The sequence below is a fragment of the Herbaspirillum sp. GCM10030257 genome (genome assembly GCF_042666555.1).
Classification (GTDB): domain Bacteria; phylum Pseudomonadota; class Gammaproteobacteria; order Burkholderiales; family Burkholderiaceae_D; genus Noviherbaspirillum.
In genome coordinates this window covers 79,303-98,033 of record NZ_JBHTDH010000016.1, presented here as the reverse complement: position 1 = coordinate 98,033, position 18,731 = coordinate 79,303, and the positions used below count along the sequence as shown (strand labels likewise).

17 protein-coding genes are annotated in these 18,731 nt (G+C 59.0%); 7 read left to right on the top strand and 10 right to left on the bottom strand.

Translation table 11 applies throughout. From position 1 onward, the window contains the following. From ACFQUU_RS21065 to thiE, 4 genes are all read left to right on the top strand, one after another. Positions 1–302, top strand: a 302-nt coding sequence (locus tag ACFQUU_RS21065) for a phosphomethylpyrimidine synthase ThiC (protein ID WP_382250079.1), incomplete at its 5' end; no start/stop codon positions are given. A 17-nt stretch (positions 303–319) separates the two neighbouring features. After that, complete coding sequence (gene thiS / locus ACFQUU_RS21060; RefSeq protein WP_382250078.1) at positions 320–520, top strand: sulfur carrier protein ThiS; 201 nt, start codon at positions 320–322, stop codon at positions 518–520. Positions 521–575: 55 nt separating this feature from the next. Beyond that, positions 576–1,388 carry a thiazole synthase gene (locus ACFQUU_RS21055; protein WP_382250077.1) on the top strand — a complete coding sequence of 271 codons (813 nt, stop codon included), beginning with the start codon at positions 576–578 and terminating at the stop codon, positions 1,386–1,388. Continuing rightward, positions 1,385–2,026, top strand: coding sequence for a thiamine phosphate synthase (gene thiE / locus ACFQUU_RS21050; RefSeq protein ID WP_382250076.1), 642 nt, complete (start codon positions 1,385–1,387; stop codon positions 2,024–2,026). Before ACFQUU_RS21055 ends, thiE begins: the two co-directional genes overlap by 4 nt. 371 nt (positions 2,027–2,397) lie before the next feature. On the opposite strand, the gene ACFQUU_RS21045 is transcribed toward thiE, so the two are convergent. From ACFQUU_RS21045 to xsc, 8 genes are all read right to left on the bottom strand, one after another. Beyond that, complete coding sequence (locus ACFQUU_RS21045; RefSeq protein ID WP_382250086.1) at positions 2,398–3,840, bottom strand: amino acid permease; 1,443 nt, start codon at positions 3,838–3,840, stop codon at positions 2,398–2,400. A 150-nt stretch (positions 3,841–3,990) separates the two neighbouring features. Next, positions 3,991–4,359, bottom strand: a complete 369-nt coding sequence (locus ACFQUU_RS21040) for a hypothetical protein (protein ID WP_382250075.1) — start codon at positions 4,357–4,359, stop codon at positions 3,991–3,993. Between the two features lie 78 nt (positions 4,360–4,437). Next, positions 4,438–5,265, bottom strand: coding sequence for an ABC transporter permease subunit (locus ACFQUU_RS21035; protein ID WP_382250085.1), 828 nt, complete (start codon positions 5,263–5,265; stop codon positions 4,438–4,440). A gap of 52 nt (positions 5,266–5,317) precedes the next feature. After that, positions 5,318–6,133 carry a taurine ABC transporter ATP-binding protein gene (locus ACFQUU_RS21030; protein ID WP_382250074.1) on the bottom strand — a complete coding sequence of 272 codons (816 nt, stop codon included), beginning with the start codon at positions 6,131–6,133 and terminating at the stop codon, positions 5,318–5,320. 80 nt (positions 6,134–6,213) lie between these two features. Then, positions 6,214–7,245 carry a taurine ABC transporter substrate-binding protein gene (tauA, locus tag ACFQUU_RS21025; protein WP_382250073.1) on the bottom strand — a complete coding sequence of 344 codons (1,032 nt, stop codon included), beginning with the start codon at positions 7,243–7,245 and terminating at the stop codon, positions 6,214–6,216. Between the two features lie 306 nt (positions 7,246–7,551). After that, positions 7,552–8,991 carry an NAD(P)/FAD-dependent oxidoreductase gene (locus ACFQUU_RS21020; protein ID WP_382250072.1) on the bottom strand — a complete coding sequence of 480 codons (1,440 nt, stop codon included), beginning with the start codon at positions 8,989–8,991 and terminating at the stop codon, positions 7,552–7,554. Positions 8,992–9,027: 36 nt separating this feature from the next. After that, on the bottom strand, positions 9,028–9,441 hold the full coding sequence (locus ACFQUU_RS21015; protein ID WP_382250071.1) for a nuclear transport factor 2 family protein: 414 nt from the start codon (positions 9,439–9,441) through the stop codon (positions 9,028–9,030). Between the two features lie 234 nt (positions 9,442–9,675). Then, entirely contained in the window at positions 9,676–11,502 is a 1,827-nt protein-coding gene (gene xsc, locus ACFQUU_RS21010; RefSeq protein ID WP_382250061.1) for a sulfoacetaldehyde acetyltransferase, read from the bottom strand. 159 nt (positions 11,503–11,661) lie between these two features. Between xsc and ACFQUU_RS21005 the strand changes: the two genes are divergently transcribed. Genes ACFQUU_RS21005 through ACFQUU_RS20995 form a run of 3 tightly spaced genes read left to right on the top strand, consistent with a single transcriptional unit; the run spans position 11,662 to position 15,240 of the window. Continuing rightward, complete coding sequence (locus tag ACFQUU_RS21005) at positions 11,662–12,492, top strand: IclR family transcriptional regulator (RefSeq protein WP_382250070.1); 831 nt, start codon at positions 11,662–11,664, stop codon at positions 12,490–12,492. Between the two features lie 46 nt (positions 12,493–12,538). Next, complete coding sequence (locus ACFQUU_RS21000) at positions 12,539–13,522, top strand: AAA family ATPase (RefSeq protein WP_382250069.1); 984 nt, start codon at positions 12,539–12,541, stop codon at positions 13,520–13,522. Then, positions 13,519–15,240, top strand: coding sequence for a cobalt chelatase (locus ACFQUU_RS20995; protein ID WP_382250068.1), 1,722 nt, complete (start codon positions 13,519–13,521; stop codon positions 15,238–15,240). The genes ACFQUU_RS21000 and ACFQUU_RS20995 overlap by 4 nt, the downstream gene beginning before the upstream one ends. A gap of 260 nt (positions 15,241–15,500) precedes the next feature. Here ACFQUU_RS20995 and ACFQUU_RS20990 read toward each other — a convergent pair whose 3' ends face one another. Together ACFQUU_RS20990 and ACFQUU_RS20985 are read right to left on the bottom strand one after the other, a co-directional pair. Beyond that, positions 15,501–16,832: an MFS transporter gene (locus ACFQUU_RS20990; RefSeq protein ID WP_382250067.1), complete on the bottom strand. Its 1,332-nt coding sequence runs from the start codon at positions 16,830–16,832 to the stop codon at positions 15,501–15,503. 139 nt (positions 16,833–16,971) lie between these two features. Continuing rightward, positions 16,972–18,645, bottom strand: coding sequence for a GMC family oxidoreductase (locus ACFQUU_RS20985; RefSeq protein ID WP_382250066.1), 1,674 nt, complete (start codon positions 18,643–18,645; stop codon positions 16,972–16,974). Positions 18,646–18,731 lie beyond the last annotated feature (86 nt).

Below are 18,731 nucleotides of genomic sequence, written 5' to 3'. Positions count from 1 at the left end.
TCCGCGACAATGCCTTGTCGAAAGCACGTTTCGAATTCCGCTGGGAAGACCAGTTCAACATCGGTCTCGACCCGGACAAGGCGCGGGAATTCCACGACGAGACGCTGCCGAAGGATTCGGCCAAGGTTGCGCATTTCTGCTCGATGTGCGGCCCGCATTTCTGCTCGATGAAGATTACCCAGGATGTGCGTGACTACGCGGCCAGCCAGGGCATCTCCGACGAACAGGCGCTGAAGAAGGGCATGGAAGTCAAGGCCGTCGAGTTCGTCAAGAGCGGCGCGGAAATCTATCGCAAGCAGTAAGGGCAAAGGAGCACAACATGGAAATCGACTTGAATGGAAAAGCGCATCCGGTCACGGCTCCCTGCAGCGTGCAGGACCTGATCGTCTCCTTCGGTTTGCAGGGCAAAGGCTTAGCCGTTGCGATTAATCGCAACATCGTTCCGCACCATCAGTGGGAACTGCATTTACTGCAGCCACACGACCGTGTCGAGATCGTGCACGCCATTGGCGGCGGCTAGCGGGAATTGTCGACAGAGATTGATGCAATGTACCTAATCTGAAACGGAAACAAACATGACATCTCATCAAGAGACCCAAAGCAGTGCGGCGCATGATGGCTTCACCATCGCCGGCAAAACCTATCGTTCACGGCTCCTGGTCGGCACCGGCCGATATCGCGACCTGGAAGAAACGCGCACCGCCATTGAAGCCAGTGGCACGGACATCGTCACCGTCACGATCCGTCGCGTCAATATCGGCCAGGCCGCCGACGAGCCCAACCTGCTCGATTACGTGCCGCCGTCGCGCTACACGATTCTTCCCAATACCGGCGGTTGCTACAACGCCAAGGATGCGGTCTACACGCTGAAGCTTGCACGCGAGCTGCTTGGCGGGCACAAGCTGGCCAAGCTGGAAGTGCTGGGCGATGAAAAGACACTTTTTCCCAACATGCCCGAAACACTGAAAGCAGCGGAGATACTGGTCCGGGATGGCTTCGATGTAATGGCCTATTGCAGCGACGATCCGATCCAGGCAAGGATTTTGGAAAGCATAGGCTGTGTCGCGGTGATGCCGCTGGCTTCGCTGATCGGTTCAGGCATGGGCATCCTTAATCCGTGGAATCTGTCGCTGATCATCGAACAATCAACGATCCCGGTGTTGGTCGACGCCGGCATCGGCACCGCATCGGATGCGACCATTGCGATGGAACTTGGCTGCGACGCCGTACTGATGAATACCGCCATTGCCGGCGCCAAGGACCCGATCCGCATGGCACGCGCCATGAAACTCGCCGTTGAGGCCGGACGCGATGCCTATCTGGCTGGGCGCATGCCAAAACGCTTTGCCGCAGCGCCGTCTTCACCGATGGCAGGACGCGCGACATGAGAGGCTTGTATCTGGTGACGCCGGACTGGCACGATACGGCGAAATTGATCGATATCACCGAACAGGCATTGGCTGGCGGCGCATCGCTCGTGCAGTATCGCAACAAGACTGCCGACGCGGCACTGCGCTACGAGCAGGCCGTGCAATTGCAGGCGTTGTGCCGCCGCTATGTCCGTCCTTTCATCGTCAATGACTTCGTCAAACTTTGCGTCGAACTCGATGCCGACGGCGTACATGTCGGCGCCGCCGATACGCCGGTTGCTGCCATCCGCTCGGCCATCGGCAATGACAAGATCATTGGCGCGACCTGCTATGGCGATCTCGAAATTGCGCGCCAAGCCTGGCAAGCGGGCGCAAGCTACGTGGCCTTCGGCGGCTTCTATCCTTCACCCGTGAAGAATTATCCTGTCACCACGTCACCAGGCATCGTCAACCAGGCAAAGGCACAAATCACGCTGCCGCTGGCTGTCATCGGCGGCATGACAGCGGAGAATGCAAGGCCGCTGCTTGCTGCCGGCGCAGACATGGTCGCCGTCATTAGCAGCATTTATCTGGCGAAGGATCCGCTCACCGCGACACGTGACTTTGTTACGCTATTCGATGCCGCGGTATCAGCGGACCGTATCGTCGACGAGTAATACCAGTCCCATGGGTCACTGGGCCACGCCTGGCGCTTCAGAGTTTTGAGGAGGATGAGGTCTTGCTCAAGCGGCGCAAAGCTTGACGCAAGAGGCATTGCAGCGGCTGCAACGATACAACGCTGACCTTCTGGCGAGGGGGAAGAATGACGCTTCTACGCAGATAAGACGCCATCCGGTCAGTATGCAAACCGTCGTTGGGCGGACGTGGCCGCCACTGAAGGTATGTCATGAGTTGGGATTGGTATAAATGCAGCAATCACGCTGACGTAACAAAAAACAAAAGGGACGGGGTTGAAGGCACACACATTCGCCTTCAACCCCGTCCCTTTCTGTGTTGGATAAGGATTATCCCTGCTTTCCCCGGAAAATCAGATGCCAAGCTGCGATTGATCGACCGGAGCCGGGCGGACAGCAAAGGCGCTGGGATCGATCTTGCGCATCTTTTGTGTCAGCACATAGAGCACCATCAACACCCCAACGCTGCCTAGGCCAAACCAGAACGACAAGCGCTGCTCGGCATCGGGTGACACACTCATCGCGCCGAGAATGAGCAGCATCGCGCCGATGGCGAAATAAGTGAGATAAGGAAACAGCCACATGCGAACCTTGATGCGCTCCGGGCTTTCTCGTTCGAGACGAGCACGAATGCGCAATTGCGACACTGCGATCAGCAGGTAGACGAACAGGATTAGCGTGCCATAGGAATTGACGATAAATGGGAACACTACGTCGGCCGACACATAGGACACGCCGATCGCGGCATACGCAAACAAGGTGCTGAACAGGATCGCGCGCACCGGCACGCCGTTTCTGCTGAGCTTGACCAGGCTGGTCGGTGCGTCGCCGCGACGTGTCAGCGCAAAGATCATGCGCGACGAGGCGTACAGGCTGGAGTTCAGTGCCGACAAGACCGCCGTCAGGATGATCGCATTCATGATGTGCGACGCATACGGGATGTTCATTGTTTCCAGCGCACTGACAAAGGGCGTGGTGATCGCGTCGGAATTCCAGGGCACGATGCAGACGATGACGAACAGCGATGCCACATAGAAAAACAACACGCGGTAGATTACCGAATTGGTTGCCTTTGCAACCGCCTTTGCCGGATCGGCGGTTTCGGCGGCGGCGATGGTGACGATCTCCGCACCGGAATAGAAGGCCGTCGCGGCGACCGCGCCGCTGAGTACAGGCGCCCAGCCATTGGGTAGGAAGCCGCCAGCGCTGAGGAAATGGCCCAGGCCCGGTACGCTGTTGGGCAGCATGCCGGTCAGGAACAACACACCCAGTCCGAGGAAGACGATAATGGCTACGACCTTGATCGATGCGAACCAGAATTCGAATTCGCCGAACGACTTCACGGAAAACATGTTGAGCAAGGTCATCATCACCAACAGGCCGAGGCTGATGACCCACGGCGCCAGGTCAGGCAGCCAGAAGTTGATGAGCTTTGCGCCGGCAATGGCTTCCAGCGCGACGACCACCACCCAGAAGTACCAGTACATCCAGCCGCTCATGAAGCCGAGGAATTGTGACACCTTGGGCCGGTCTTCAAATGCCACTCTGGCGTATTCATAAAACGAACCGATGACCGGCATCGAGGATGCCAGTTCGCCCAGCATGCGCATGATCAGCACGACCAAGGCGCCGGTCAGCAAAAAGGACAGGATGACTGCGGGTCCGGCGGCCTTGGCGACGACGCCGCTGCCGACAAACAGGCCGGCGCCGATGACGCCTCCTATCGCAATCATGGTCATATGGCGCTGCTTGAGGCCGTGCTGCAAGCCGCCGGATTGGTCTTTCTCGGTAATCATGCTGTGCTGTCTCCTGTACTGCGGTGACATATCGGTCGTTACGATGATCTTGTCGATATGCCAGCTATTCATTTTTCGTTTCTCTATATCTGATACAAGGCGTTCCAAAAATAGAGACTTGATTCAATTTACGCGACCAAAAAGGCAGCGTCAATATCTATTCAAAAAATTTAAGACATGTACTTTCCTAATAAAAACGAATGATCCAAATAGTTTTTCCGAGTAGAAAAAAGAGCTGCAGCCGCGTGCCATCATGGCCGCTACAATCAGCTTGAAATTGCCGAACTGTGCATCGGCACGCATTATCTTTGGGCTGTACAGGACGGAACTCCTGTCATTGGCATAGCAGTGAACAGGCTCGTGGGCTAGCTTCTTGAAACTGCTTTCATTGCCCTTGGCTTCGTTCAGATATGAATGTTGGAGATGAAATCGATGCGCAGGCGTGCCGTTGCAGGAGCCTTGCATGAAGCGGTCGTTGCCATGAAATTTTGGGGAATGCAGTTGCTCGGGAGCAGACATGATGTCTGCTCCGGCAACCGCAACGAGTGAGAGACTATTCCCGCCGCTTGTGGCGCAGGAACGGCCTTTCGTCGAGCTTCACACCTTGCCCTTCCATGGCACCAGGGCGTTCTCGAGATAACGCATGAGCAGGTCGAACGCAAACGCGAAGAAGCCGATCACGATGATGCCCATGATGACGACATCGCTGGCCAGGAATTCCGATGCGCTCAGCACCATGTAACCCAGCCCGCGGGTCGATGCCACCATTTCGCCCGCCACCAGCGTGGTCCAGCCCACGCCGATACCGATACGCATACCGGTAAAAATTTCCGGAATGGCGGCCTTCAGGATGACATGACGGATCACTTGCAGGCGCGTGGCGCCCATCGAGTACGCAGCGTGAATCTGTTCTATCGATACCGAACGCACGCCAGCGCGGGCGGCAATTGCCATCGGCGCAAAGATCGCCAGGAAGATCAGGTAGACCTTGGAGAACTCACCGATCCCGAACCAGATGATCACCAGCGGCAGGTAGGCCAATGGCGGCAACGGCCGGTAGAACTCGATCAGCGGATCGAAGATGCCGCGAGCGAAGCGGCTCACCCCCATCAGGATGCCGATCGGTATGGCGAGCGCGCAGGCCAGAGCAAAAGCGCCGAAGACCCGTGCCAGGCTGGTGGTCGTATGTTCCAGCAAGGTGGATCCGCCAAAGCCCTCGTTGACGGCAAGAATGAACTTGTCGAACACCGCTTTTGGCGAGGGCAGGAACAAAGGCTTCACCATGCCAGTCGCCGTGACTACGAACCATAAGGCCAGTACCACCACGACTGTCACCGTGGCGATGGTGCTGGCGCTTCCCTGCCCCGGCGCACCGAAGGCTTCACCGGGCTGCGCGCTGCGCTTGGCAAACATGCGCGAGAACATGCCCGGGGGCGCGCTTGCCTGCTTTTGCAGTCCTGCCTGAACTTTGACTTGGCTATGCATATTCCGCTCCTTCTTTGCTCGAAACCGCGCGTTCGTCGCCGTAAATGATGTTCAGTACGGTTTCCCGCATCTTGATGAAGTCCGGACTCGACTTGACGGCGCGCGCGTCGCGGCACTCCAGGAAGCGTTTGTTGAAATCGAGTTCATAGGTATGGGTAATGCGGCCAGGACGCGGAGACATCACGATCAGGCGGTTGGCCAGGAACAGGGCTTCATCGACGCTATGCGTAATAAAGAAGAACATCGTTTTCGATTTCTTCCAGATATCCAGCAGCAATTCCTGAATGGTTTCGCGGGTGAGCGCATCGAGCGCGGCCATCGGTTCATCCATCAGCAGCATCGACGGGCCGCAGGTCAGCGCACGGGCAATGCCTACGCGCTGTTGCATGCCGCCGGATAGCTGGTAGATCATGTGCTTGTGAAAATCCTTGAGGCCGACGAGTGCCAGGTTTTTGGTGGCGATCTCGCGTCGCTGCGCTTTGGCCACACCTTGCAGCTTGAGGCCGAATTCGACATTGTCGATCACATTCAGCCAGGGCAGCAGCGCATGCTTTTGGAACACCACGCCACGATCAGCGCCGGGACCTTCGATCTTGCGACTGCCCAACAGGATCTCGCCCTTGCTGGGACTGATGAAACCGGCCATCAGGCTCAGCAAGGTGGTCTTACCGCAGCCGGAGGCGCCGAGCGCGACGACGAAATCGCCGCTGTTGATGGTCAGGTTGATATTGTTCAGCGCGTGAACTCGTTCGCCCGCAGTCTTGCCGGGGTAGATCACGCTGACGTCTTTTACGTAGAGATTTTCCATGGTGTCCTCATTTCCTCGACAGCATCGTAAGGCCGCAGGGCATCGCATTGCCTGCGGCTGCGGCCTCCGTGCGACAGCGATTACTTCAGTTTCATTGCCGCTTCCACATAGCGGGAAGTGACATAGTGTCCATAATCCTTGGCAACGGCATCGATCTTGCCTTCGGCCTTGAGGAACTGAGCGGTCGCCTGCAATGCCTTGGCGACACCGCCATTGGCACCACCGCCAAGCCATGCTGGCGAAGCCTGGTCTTCCAGCGAGGGATAGGCGTACAGCGCAACCGATGCAGCAACATCCTTGGCCTCGGCACCGGAAAGCTTCACGTTCGCCTTCACCTGCGGCGAGTCGATGGTCCATGCTTTGGGATTGCTGCGGTAGTCGGCATCGGCTGCGGCCAGCACCTTGACGAATTTCGCCATGAAGTCGGCGTTGGCTTCACCCCATTTGCGCTCGACCGCCATGCCGTCGAAGGTGGCGCGGCCTTTCTTGCTCAGTTCGCCGGACGTGACCATGACCTTGCCGTTCTGCTTGATCTTGCTCAGTGCCGGGTCCCAGACGAAAGCGGCATCGATGTCGCCGCGTTCCCAGGCGGCAGCGATCTGGTTCGGCTGCATGTTGAGCAACTTCACTTCGGTCGGCTTTACGCCCCAGAGTTCGAGCGCGTACATGGTGTGGAAATGGGTGGTGGAGACGAAAGGCACGCCGATCTTCTTGCCTTTCAGATCGGCCGGCTTGGCGATGCCGGAGCCGTTGCGCGCGACCATGGCTTCGGCTTCGTTGATGTCGTCGACGATCCAGAACAACTGGAGATCGACACCGCGGCTGACTGCGGCGGTCAAGGGGCTGGATCCGATCACGCCGATATGCACGTCACCGGAGGCCATGCCGGTGGCGACCTTGGCGCCGGAATCGAACTTGCGCCAGTTGATTTTGTAGCCGGTGGTTTTTTCGATTTCACCGCTGGCGATGGCAACGAGGAAGGGGCCATTGATCTCCTGATAGGCGATCGTGACTTCCTTTTGTTGAGCCCAGGATGTGCTGGCTGCGGCCGCCACTAGCAATGCTGCGGCGGGACGGAGGGTACGGCGGAAGATACTGAGGATGCTGATCATGTCTCTACTCCAATGTCGTTGTCATACAAAAAGGTTCTTCATTCCAGGACGGCTCCGGAAAGAGCCGGGCACCGCTTCCAGCACGCCCTACTTCTGAAAATCGACTTCATGCATTGGCAGCAGCGCATATGCTTGCGCTTTGGCTGCCGGCCGGTCTGCGCCAGCCTTCTTCGGACGCCGCCGTCACCGGCGACTGTCCATCGTTCGTTTTTATGTTCTGTTTCTTGGTGAAGCCTCGGCTTGGACCGGCAACCGGGTGAACGCTCCCGGCTGCCGCGCAGCCATCCGGCACAAGCCAGCCGGCGTTTAAAGCACCTCGTCTTTCATGTGATACCAGCGGTACAGGAAACGCTGGCCGATACGGCGGAACGGCGCGAACAGCGGCGACTCGACCATTTCCATCATGTTCGGGAAAGGCAGCCGCGATTCGAAGATAGGCAGATTGGGACCCGTCTGCTTTCCGGCGATGCGCTCAGCCATGCGGCGTCCGGCCTGCGCCGAATACATCACGCCATTGCCGCCGTAGCCCAGCGCGTAATAAATCGTCTGCGTCGGATCGGGCTGGACGATGCGCGGCATCATGTCGTGGCTAACATCGACCCATCCCCACCAGGAATAATCGATCTGTATGCCCGTGAGCGCCGGGAACTTGCGGTACAAATCACGGATGAGGAAATTCTCGTACTTCTTTTCCGGTGCATCGGTGCCGGTAATGGCGCTGCGGCTGCCGATTTGCACGCGTCCGTCGGGCATCAGCCGGTAGTAATGACGCAGGATGCGGGTATCGGTGATGACCTGCGTGGTGCGGAAGTTGCACGCTTCGATCTCGGCCTGGGTCAGCGGGCGTGTCACGATCGAATTCGACAGGATGGGCATCAGGCGGTTTTTCAGCTGCGGATGCAGTCCCTGCGAGGTATAGCCGCCGGTGGCGACCGCCACCGAGCGTGCACGTACGACGCCGCCGGGCGTGCGCAGATAGTGGATACCGTTGCGTGTTTCCCATCCTTGTACCGGGCTGGATGGATGCACCTTAACGCCGAGCGCGCGGGCCTTTTTCAGATAGCCGAATGCCAGCTTGCCCGCATGGATGCCGATGCCCTCCGGCTCGTGCATGGCGCCGGCAGCTTCCTTGTCATCGACATAGTCGCGCTTGACTGTTTCGGCGTCAAAGATACGCGCGTTGTACTTGAACACCTCACGCAGGATCTTCGCTTCCTTTTCCAGCACCGGCATGACTTCCGGGCGGTGGGCGATATACAAGTGACCGCCTGGCTGTGGATCGCAGGCGATGTCTTTGGTGATTTCCTTGAAGGTTTCCATGCCTTCGCAGACTTCGGCATGCAGTTTCAACGCCACATCCAGGCCGTAGCGAGTGATCCACTGCGAGCGCTTGAGGCGGCCCGAGGCGCACTGCGCCTGCCCGCCGTTGCGCGTGCTGCATCCCCAGCTGACGCGATTGGCTTCCAGCACGGTGGCCTTGATGCCATGTTCCTGCGCGAGGAAAATGGCGCAGGTCAGGCCGGTGAATCCCGAGCCAATGATCGCGACATCGACATCGATGTCATGCGTAATGGGACCGTCGTCCGCGGGCGGCTCTCCTGCAGTACCGATCCAGTAGGTAGGGGCATAGTCCCTGCCCTGTCCCGGTGTGTCCGAGACCAGGGGATCGTAGGCCGGATCATAGGGCCTTGATGGCGCCGTGGTGCGGTCTTCAGTCGCTAGCAGCTTGGCGGCGGTGGTAGTCATGTTCGTCTCCTGTGGCAGTCGCGCTGTGAATGCCGCTCAATTGCTGCCTGTTGTGACCGGCGGACGATCCTTGCGGAACGCGTTCTTGACCGCGATCTTGCCGTCCCGGAAGGTGAATATATCGACCATGCGTGCTTCGATACGCGTGCCGTCCGCTTTGGTGCCGCTAAAAGTGGACTCGGACACGCCGTTGTCGCCGACAACGAAATGGCGGGGATTGCGCCATGCCGCGTCGGGAAAGGTCTGCCACGCCAGCTGGAATCCGGCGCGCACCTGGTCGCGGCCAATGAAGCTCTTGCCAAGTACGTCGGGACCGGCTACCGCGTGGAATTCGCAGTCGTCCGCCATAAAAGTCATGAGGGCCTCGATGTCATGACGATTCCATGCGTCACTAAAGGCTTGAAGGAATTCCACGCTTACGGCGTTGGTCATGGATGCTGGCTCGATCATTGTTTTAGTCTCCAAAACTACTTTTGATACAAATCGTTCCGAATTCCGATATTGAATGGAATTTAAGCTTCCGCTTTGTACATGTCAATACGTTTTTTCTGAAATCGGTACTAAACACGCCTTTTTTCGAAATATCTCTCCACAGCACCGTGGCGGCTTATTAAATTAAACCGGTGACAGCCTGCTCCTTTAAAGCAAGGCTGCCCGCATGTCTGTGCTTAAGGCCTGTCGTCGTCAGACGTAATCCTTGTATTTATCGAGGAAGCGCACTGGCTTGGACAGCGCATCGCGGCGGAACGGATCGCCCAGTTCACGCGTGCACATGATTTCCACAATCGTCGTCTTGCCATGGTTCATCTGCAAGTCGATCGCCTTCTTCAACGCCGGCCCCACATCTTCCAGCCGGTCCACCCGGATCCCTTCGGCCCCCATCGCCCGACCAATCTCGGCAAAGCTCTGGTTGTCCAGCTCCCCCGCCACAAAGCGCCGGTTGTAGAAATCGACCTGGTTCTTCTTTTCCGCACCCCATTGCCGGTTATGGAACACCACCGCCGTCACCGGTATGTTGTGCCGCACGCACGTCATCGTTTCCATCAGGCTCATGCCCCAGGCGCCATCGCCCGCATACGCAATCGCCGGCCGGTGCGGTGCCGCCACCTTGGCGCCAATGATGGTCGGGAACGCATAACCACAATTGCCAAAGCTCATCGCCGCAAAAAAGCTGCGCGGCTTTTCAAAGCGCAGATAACTGTTGGCCACCGAATTGATGTTGCCGATATCGGTCGATACCATCACATCGGCCGGCATCGCCTTTTCCAGCTCGCGCAACACCTGGCGCGGATGCAGGTAATTGCCCGGCTCCTGCTCCTGTTCGGCAATCATGTCCAGGCTGAACGGGTCGGTCTCATGGGTCCAGTTGTCCAGCTCCTTTTCCCACGCCGCCTTTTCTTCGGCAATCTCGGCCGCCCGCGCACTGCGGCTGCCGTCGCACACCAGCGTCTTGCCGGCCAGCCGCTGCGTCAAGGCCACGGCCGCCGCCTTGGCATCGCCGCAAATGCCCACTGAAATCTTTTTCACCAGTCCCAGCATCTTGTGGTCGGCATCGATCTGGATGATCTTGGCATTCTTCGGCCAGTAATCCATCCCATGCTGCGGCAAGGTGCCGAACGGGCCCAGCCGCGAGCCCAGTGCCAGCACCACGTCGGCGCGTGCAATCAGTTTCATCGCCGCCTTCGAGCCCTGGTAGCCGAGCGGGCCGCACCACAGCGGATGGCTGGCCGGGAACGAGTCATTGTGCAAATAACTGTTGACCACCGGCGCGCCCAGCCGCTCGGCCAGCGCCTTGCACTCTTCGACCGCATCGGCCATCACCACGCCGCCACCGGAAATGATCACCGGGAACTTGGCCTGCGCCAGCAACTCGGCCGCTTCATTGAGGCTGTGTTCGCCGCCGGGGCCGCGGTCGAGCCGGCTTGGCTGCGGAATCTCGGTCTTGATTTCGCCATAGAAATAATCGCGCGGAATATTCAACTGGGTCGGGCCCATTTCCGACATCGCCCGGTCAAAGCAGCGCCCGGTGTATTCGGCCATGCGGGCCGGATGGGTGACGTGCCCCTGGTACTTGGTGAATTCCTCGAACATCGGCAATTGATTGGCTTCCTGGAAGCCGCCCAGGCCCATGGTCATGGTGCCGGTCTCGGGCGTGACGATCACCACCGGGCTGTGCGCCCAGTACGCCGCGGCAATGGCGGTGACGCAATTGCTGATGCCCGGACCGTTCTGGCCGATCACCACGCCATGCCGGCCCGACACGCGCGAATAGCCGTCGGCCATGTGGCCGGCGCCCTGTTCATGCACCACCGGAATCAGGCGAATGCCGGCCGGGGCAAAGATATCCATCGCATCCATGAAGGCCGAGCCCATGATGCCGAAGATGTCGGTGACGCCGTTGGCGGCCATGGTTTCGACGAAGGCTTCGGACGGGGTCATCTTTTGCGGGCCGGTAGCCGCGGGGGTGGCCGGTGCGGCGGGCAGGCGGGAAGAAGGGGCTTGGTCGGGCATGGCAGTCTCCTGTGCGTTAAATTCATGAAATCGGTACAAAACGTTCCGATAAACGTGTTTGAACAGAATTTACGGCCACAAAAAAGAAATGTCAAATTCTTTTTCAAAAAACGGTACAATTTTCACTTGAAAATGAAATTCACCCCTAATGAGGTCGCTATGGACATGATTTCCTTACCCAAATCCGAACCTGAAAAGATCGAAGGCGACACGCCGACGATGCGGCTGTTTTCGCTGCTGGAAGTCATCGCAGAAAAGGACCAGCCCTTTACCCTGCAACAACTGGTAGAGGAAACCGGATTACCCAAACCGACGTTGCACCGGATGCTGCAGCAGCTTGAGAATGTCGGCGTGCTCCAGCGCGAGAGCGATGGCCGTCACTACAGCACCGGTGTGCGTTTGCGCCAGCTGGCATCGAACATTCTGATCAACAACACTTTCCACGGCGCGCGCCGCATCATCCTGCGCCAGCTGGTGGAAGAAGTCGGCGAAAGCTGCAACCTGACCGCGTTCACCGGCAGCGAAGTGGTCTATCTGGACCGCGTCGAAACTGCCGCACCGCTGCGCTTCTACCTGCATCCCGGCTCCCGCGTGCCAGCGCACTGCTCTTCCAGCGGCAAGCTGTTCCTGGCGCAACTCACGCCGTCACAGCGCCGTCGCCTGCTCGCGCACATGCCGCTGACCCGCTACACCAACAAAACCGAAACCGATCCGGCCAAGCTGGAAAAGGAACTGGAGATAGTGCGTCGCAATGGCTATGCGCTGGACGATGAGGAATTCTTGCCCGGTCTGCTGTGTGTCGCGGTGCTGGTGCCCAATCCGGCCGGGCGCTCGAATCTTGCGGTCGCCATCCAGGCGCCGATCATGCGGCTCACGCACGACAAGGCATTGCATTTCCTGCCCGCCCTGCAGCGCGCCGCCCAAGCGCTTGCCGCGGTCGAATCCGAGACAGCGCAAAGTACGCAACATCATGCCAAGACCGGCACCTAAATTCGTGAATTGAAGAATGCAGGCGCCCGGCGCCAGGAGACCCACCGTGACAGATACACTCCCTACCCAACCGACGCGCATGCTGTCGGTCCGCGAGCAGTTCGGCATCGATATCGACATGATGGTGCCGGCCTTCGAACAACGCGACGACCATGTGCCGGAAATCGACAGCGCATACCGCTTCAACCCGGACGTCACGCTGGCCATCCTGGCCGGTTTCACCCGCAACCGTCGCGTGATGGTGCAAGGCTTGCACGGCACTGGCAAGTCAACACATATCGAACAGGTCGCGGCCCGTCTCAACTGGCCTTGCATACGCGTCAATCTCGACGGCCATATCAGCCGTCTGGACTTGGTCGGCAAGGACACCATCGTGCTGCGCGATGAAAAGCAGGTGACCGAGTTCCAGGAAGGCATCGTGCCCTGGGCGCTGCAACGACCCGTCGCGCTGGTCTTTGACGAATATGATGCCGGGCGGCCCGACGTCATGTTCGTGATCCAGCGCATCCTCGAGCGTGATGGTAAGTTTACGCTGCTCGATCAGAACCGCGTGATCCATCCGCATCCCTGCTTCCGCCTATTCACCACCTCGAACACGATTGGATTGGGTAATCTCAACGGCATGTATCACGGTACGCAATTGCTCAATCATGCGCAGATCGACCGCTGGAATATCGTGGCAACGTTGAATTATCTGCCGGCCGACGAGGAAATCGCCATCGTGCAGGCGCGCGTACCCGCGCTGGCCGGTGACCGCGGCCGCCAGCTGGTGGCATCGATGGTGGCCTTGGCTGACCTGACGCGCAAGGGATTTGCCGCCGGCGACCTGTCCTGCCTGATGTCGCCGCGCACAGTCATCACCTGGGCGGAGAATTGCGAGATATTCGGTGATACCGCCCTCGCGTTCCGCCTGTCTTTCCTGAACAAGTGCGATGAAAGCGAGCGCAGCATCGTCGCGGAATACTATCAACGCTGCTTCGGCGCGGAACTGCTGGAATCCTTCCTCTGCGAATTGCGGGCCTTGCCATGAGCCAGCCGCCGCGCTACACCCGCAGGCAGCAAAAAGCCGACGAGTTGTGCGCGAGTGTAGTTCGTGCCTTGAGCGGCGAGAAGGACGTACAGTATCGCGGCCGGCGGCTGCATCGGGGACAGCGCCCGCTGCCGGTACACGCACCGCATCTGCATCCCGATCCGGAACATGACGACTTTCCCTCGTTTCGCGGAACGGCGGACAGCATCGCACTGCGCCTGCAATACAGCGATGCACAACTGCACGCACAGTCCCGCCCTTCCGAACCGATCGAACGCCTGATCGTGGAAATGCTGGAACAACTACGCGTGGAGTCGCTAGCACCCGACAGCATGCCCGGTATCGGCGACAACCTGCGCTACCGCTTCATCGCATGGTCGCAAGCCTTTCATCTTTCGGGCGTGGCCGAGAGTGAAGTCGGCATCCTGCTCTATACCCTGTTCCAAATCTGCTGGTCGCGCCTGCATGCCCGGCCGGTGCCGGAACATGCGGAAGACTTCATCGAGGCCACCCGCGCGGCCATCGTGCCGGTGCTCGGCGATCATCTCGCCGGCCTGCGCCGGTATCGCACAGACCAGGCGCGGTACCTCGCTCATGCCTGTGCCATCGCCTCCGTTGTGGGTGGCATGATTCGCACAAGTGGCGCACTGGAGGGCGAGGTACGCGAGGATGAGCCGGACAAGAGCCGCACGGCGATCTTCCGTCTGCTCCTGAACTTCGACAGCGAGGACGCCGGCACGACCGCATCCGCACCGCTCGGCCAAAGTAAGGCGTTCCTGGATTCGGAACATGGTTATAACGTGTTCACCACGCAGTACGATCGGCAAGAATTTGCACGTTCGCTGGTGCGCCGCGAACTGCTTGAGGAATACCGCGACCGGCTCGACCGCAAGATCGCCGAGCATGGCATCAATCGCGCGCGCCTGGTACGCGAATTGAAGGCGCTGCTGTCGACGCCGCGGCGCGACGGCTGGGCATTCGGTGAAGAAGAAGGCTATCTTGATGGCAGACGGCTGACGCAGCTGGTCAGTTCGCCGGCCGAACGACGACTGTTCCGCAAGGAACAGCATAAGCCGCATGCCGACTGCCTGGTGAGCTTCCTGATCGATTGTTCAGGCTCGATGAAGGCGCATGCGGAGCCCGTCGCGATCATGATCGACGTGCTGGTACGTGCGCTGGAACAAGCAGGCGTATCTACCGAAGTGCTCGGTTTCACCACCGGCGCCTGGAACGGCGGACGGGCGCAGCGTGACTGGACACGCGCGCGGTCTCCGAAAAACCCCGGGAGGCTCAACGAACTGTTTCATATGGTCTTTAAGGACGCCGATCATCCATGGCGTCGCGCACGGCCGGACATCGCGGCCTTGCTGAAGGCCGACCTGTATCGCGAAGGTATCGACGGGGAGGCGGTCGAGTGGGCATGCAGGCGCATGCAGGGCCGGGCTGAAAAAAGGCGTATTCTGGTCGTCATCTCTGACGGCTGCCCGATGGATACCGCAACCACGCTTGCTAATGACGAGTTCTATCTGGCCAGCCATCTGAAGGAAGTGGTAGCGCGGCATGAACTGCACGGCGACGTGGAAATCTGCGGACTGGGTGTAGGCCTCGATCTCAGCACATACTACCGACGCAGCCTGGCCACCGAGTTGCCGCAGTCGCTCAACAACGAGCTGTTTTCCAGCATCGCGCAATTGATTGGCGGACGCCGCCGGTATTGATGCCGGCGCGCGTCCTCACTAATGGTCAGACACGCCTTGTTTTCTGGTTGCGTTTGAGCAGCGCTGCGTACGGCTCCTTCCCCCTTGCAGGGGACGGTTGGGATGGGGCGGGCCGCGCAGGCTAGTAAGGTCGAGCATATGACTACGATGATTTACCTCATTACCCCCACCCTACGCCGGGCGCCCTAACCCTCCCCCTGCAAGGGGAAGGGTTAGGGCGCATTCCATGCGCAACCCGAACATCGGCGTGCGCCCGACTACTAACGCGATTGCGGCAAGGGCACGCGACGCAACTGGTCGACATTGCTCGCATCACCCCGGCCGATCAAGAGTGCAGCGACCGCCGATACCACACCCGCAAATATGACATAGCCAACGATATGCCATGGCGCGCCGCCGCCGGTCTTCAGCAAATATGTCGCGATGATCGGCGTCAGGCCGCTGGCGAAGATTCCCGAAAACTGATAGACGAATGAAATGCCGGTGTAACGCACTTTGGCATCGAACAGATCGCAAAACAGCGCCGCCTCCGGACCGTAGACTGACGCATACAGGATGCCGAACGGAATCACAATCGAGAGCCACAGCACCAGGATGTTATCGGCATTGTTCAACATCAGCCAGAATGCCGGCAGCGATGAAAAACCGGTAATCAGCGCGCCCCAGAAAAATACCTTGGTACGGCCGAGCCGGTCAGACATGCGCCCAAAGAGAGGGATGAAGAAGCACATGACGATCGCTGCCGCCATCACGCCGATCAATGCCTGGGTCCGGTCGATCTTGATCGTGGTCGTCAGATAGGTAATCGAAAACACGCCGAAGATGTTGAAGAACACGCCGTCGATATAACGCGCAGCCATCCCCTTCAACACATTGCCCGGGTAACGCTTGATCATGTCGAAAAACGGGATCTGCGTTTCAGCATTGTGCTCTTTCACGGCACGGAACTCCGGTGTTTCCATCACGTTCAGGCGAATCCACATACCGATGAAGACCAGGGCTGCCGACATGATGAAAGCAACGCGCCAGCCCCAGGACAGGAATTGAGCGTCGGTCAGACTGTAGGACAGCAGCGCCACCACGCCGGATGCCAGGCACAAGCCGATCGCCAGGCCAATCTGCGGCAGGCTGGCATAAAACCCGCGATCCTTTTGCGGCGCGTATTCATAGGCCATCAATACCGCGCCGCCCCATTCTCCACCCAGGCCGATGCCCTGAAATATTCGCATCAGCAGCAACAGGATTGGCGCCCAGATGCCGATCTGCTCATAGGTCGGCAATACCCCGATCAGAAACGTGGACACGCCCATGATCATCAAGGTCATGACGAGCATGCTCTTGCGGCCGATCTTGTCGCCGAAATGGCCGAAGATGACACCGCCCAGCGGTCGCGACAGGAAGCCGACGGCAAAGGTGCCATAGGCCAGCATGGTCGACACCAGCGGATCGCTACCCGGAAAATACAGCTTGTTGAAGACGATACCGGCAACGACGCCATACAGGAAGAAGTCGTACCATTCGATGGTCGCGCCGATGACGCTTGCCATCACGACGCGCCGTAATTCTTTTACCTTGTTGGGCTGATTGGACATGTTGTCTCCTATCTGTTTTAAATATATGAAAACCCATCCCCACCGGGACGACCCCGGTGCGGCACAGCCAAATCACCTGCTTGTGAACTCCTGTTCTTCGAACACCTAGCGTTACGCAGTAGAGCCTTGATCGGCGCTCTTACGCTCCTACCCCATATTCTTTATGCTCTTGTGGGAACTCTTGTTGCGATTGAGACGCTGAGCCCGCCCGCATGATCTGCCTGGCGTCGGCAATGATCATGTCGGCCGCTTTTTCGGCGATCATGATGGTGGGCGCATTCGTATTACCCGACACAAGTTCCGGCATGATCGACGCATCGACGACACGCAGGCCGGCAATACCGTGCACGCGTAAACGGTGGTCCACCACGGCCATGGGATCGTGCCCCATCTTGCAGGTCCCGCTGGGGTGATAGATCGACTGGCTGAAACGCCGCGCCGCATCCAGCAACTCTGCATCGGTCTGGTACTGCGCCCCGGGCACGAATTCGGAGACGATATGCGGCGCGAGGGACGGCGCCGCGGCGATCCGCCGGGCGACACGGATGGCATCGACCGCCACCGCCTGATCGCGTTCATCCGACAGGTAATTCGGATAGATGCCGGGGTATGCGAGGGGGTCTGCCGACTTGATCGACACATGGCCGCGGCTGTACGGACGCAACTGGCATACCGACGACGTAAAAGCGGAAAACCTGTGCGCACCTTCGCCCGGTTTATCGGCGCTCAGCGGCTGCATATGAAACTGAATGTCCGGCCTATCGACCGTCGGGTTGGACTTGGTGAAAATGGCAACCTGGCTGGCGGCCAGCGTCAATGGGCCGCAACGGCCGAATACATACTGCATGCCGATCCACAGCTTGTGAACCAGGCTGTTGACCTCGTCGTTAAGGGTTTTCAGGCGGGTCTTGAACACCAGGCGGATTTGCAGGTGATCCTGCAAATTCTGGCCTACCCCCGGCAAATCATGCACCAGCGGCACGCCGACACTTTGCAACAGCGCACGCGGGCCTACGCCGGAGCATTGCAGTATCTGGGGCGAACCGATCGCGCCGGCGCTCAGGATGACTTCCTTGTTGCACATAACGCGGTGCAGGCGGCCGTCGTGACGATATTCAACGCCTGTCGCCTTCTTGCCTTCAAATAGCACGCGCATGGTCTGCGCCCGGGTGATCACCTGCAGGTTCGGACGTCTCCTGGCGGGCCGCAGGAAGCCTTTTGCCGTGCTCCAGCGCAGGCCCTTGCTCGCGGTTTGCTGGAAATAGCCGACACCTTCTTGCGTCGCGCCGTTGTAGTCCTCGTTAAACGGAATACCGATGTCCTTGGCGCCCTCAATAAAGCAATCGGCGATCCGCCGCCGCAAACGCAAATCGGATACCTTCAGCGGTCCGCCGACGCCGTGATACTCGCTGGCGCCACGCTCCTGGTCTTCCGACTTCTTAAAGTAAGGCAGTATTTCCTTGTAGCTCCAGCCGGGATTGCCTAGCTCTGCCCATCGGTCGTAGTCCTCCTTCTGGCCGCGCACATACAGCAAACCGTTCAGGGAACTGGAGCCGCCAAGGACTTTTCCGCGCGGCCATTGCAGCTTGCGCCCCGCGATGCCGGCATCGGCCTCCGTGACGTAACACCAATCGAGATTCGGATCATGCATGGTCTTGAAGTAGCCGACCGGAATATGGATCCAGGGATTGCTATCCTTCCCTCCCGCTTCAAGCAGCAACACGGTGGTGGTCGGATCCTCTGACAACCTGTTGGCGAGCACGCAACCGGCTGATCCGGCGCCCACCACGATGTAATCGACACTACGCGACATTGTTCTTGTCTCCTTCTGGACGGTGCATGACTTCGGTCCACTAAACCGCCATCGCGGTTATTTGCCCAACTATTTTTTCAATACAT

Bases quoted from the DNA above. Each gene is read 5' to 3' on its own strand.
- thiS (WP_382250078.1), top strand. From the start codon at position 320: ATGGAAATCGACTTGAATGGAAAAGCGCATCCGGTCACGGCTCCCTGC.
- ACFQUU_RS21055 (WP_382250077.1), top strand. From the start codon at position 576: ATGACATCTCATCAAGAGACCCAAAGCAGTGCGGCGCATGATGGCTTC.
- thiE (WP_382250076.1), top strand. From the start codon at position 1,385: ATGAGAGGCTTGTATCTGGTGACGCCGGACTGGCACGATACGGCGAAA.
- ACFQUU_RS21045 (WP_382250086.1), bottom strand. From the start codon at position 3,840: ATGATTACCGAGAAAGACCAATCCGGCGGCTTGCAGCACGGCCTCAAG.
- ACFQUU_RS21040 (WP_382250075.1), bottom strand. From the start codon at position 4,359: ATGTCTGCTCCCGAGCAACTGCATTCCCCAAAATTTCATGGCAACGAC.
- ACFQUU_RS21035 (WP_382250085.1), bottom strand. From the start codon at position 5,265: ATGTTCTCGCGCATGTTTGCCAAGCGCAGCGCGCAGCCCGGTGAAGCC.
- ACFQUU_RS21030 (WP_382250074.1), bottom strand. From the start codon at position 6,133: ATGGAAAATCTCTACGTAAAAGACGTCAGCGTGATCTACCCCGGCAAG.
- tauA (WP_382250073.1), bottom strand. From the start codon at position 7,245: ATGATCAGCATCCTCAGTATCTTCCGCCGTACCCTCCGTCCCGCCGCA.
- ACFQUU_RS21020 (WP_382250072.1), bottom strand. From the start codon at position 8,991: ATGACTACCACCGCCGCCAAGCTGCTAGCGACTGAAGACCGCACCACG.
- ACFQUU_RS21015 (WP_382250071.1), bottom strand. From the start codon at position 9,441: ATGATCGAGCCAGCATCCATGACCAACGCCGTAAGCGTGGAATTCCTT.
- xsc (WP_382250061.1), bottom strand. From the start codon at position 11,502: ATGCCCGACCAAGCCCCTTCTTCCCGCCTGCCCGCCGCACCGGCCACC.
- ACFQUU_RS21005 (WP_382250070.1), top strand. From the start codon at position 11,662: ATGGACATGATTTCCTTACCCAAATCCGAACCTGAAAAGATCGAAGGC.
- ACFQUU_RS20995 (WP_382250068.1), top strand. From the start codon at position 13,519: ATGAGCCAGCCGCCGCGCTACACCCGCAGGCAGCAAAAAGCCGACGAG.
- ACFQUU_RS20990 (WP_382250067.1), bottom strand. From the start codon at position 16,832: ATGTCCAATCAGCCCAACAAGGTAAAAGAATTACGGCGCGTCGTGATG.
- ACFQUU_RS20985 (WP_382250066.1), bottom strand. From the start codon at position 18,645: ATGTCGCGTAGTGTCGATTACATCGTGGTGGGCGCCGGATCAGCCGGT.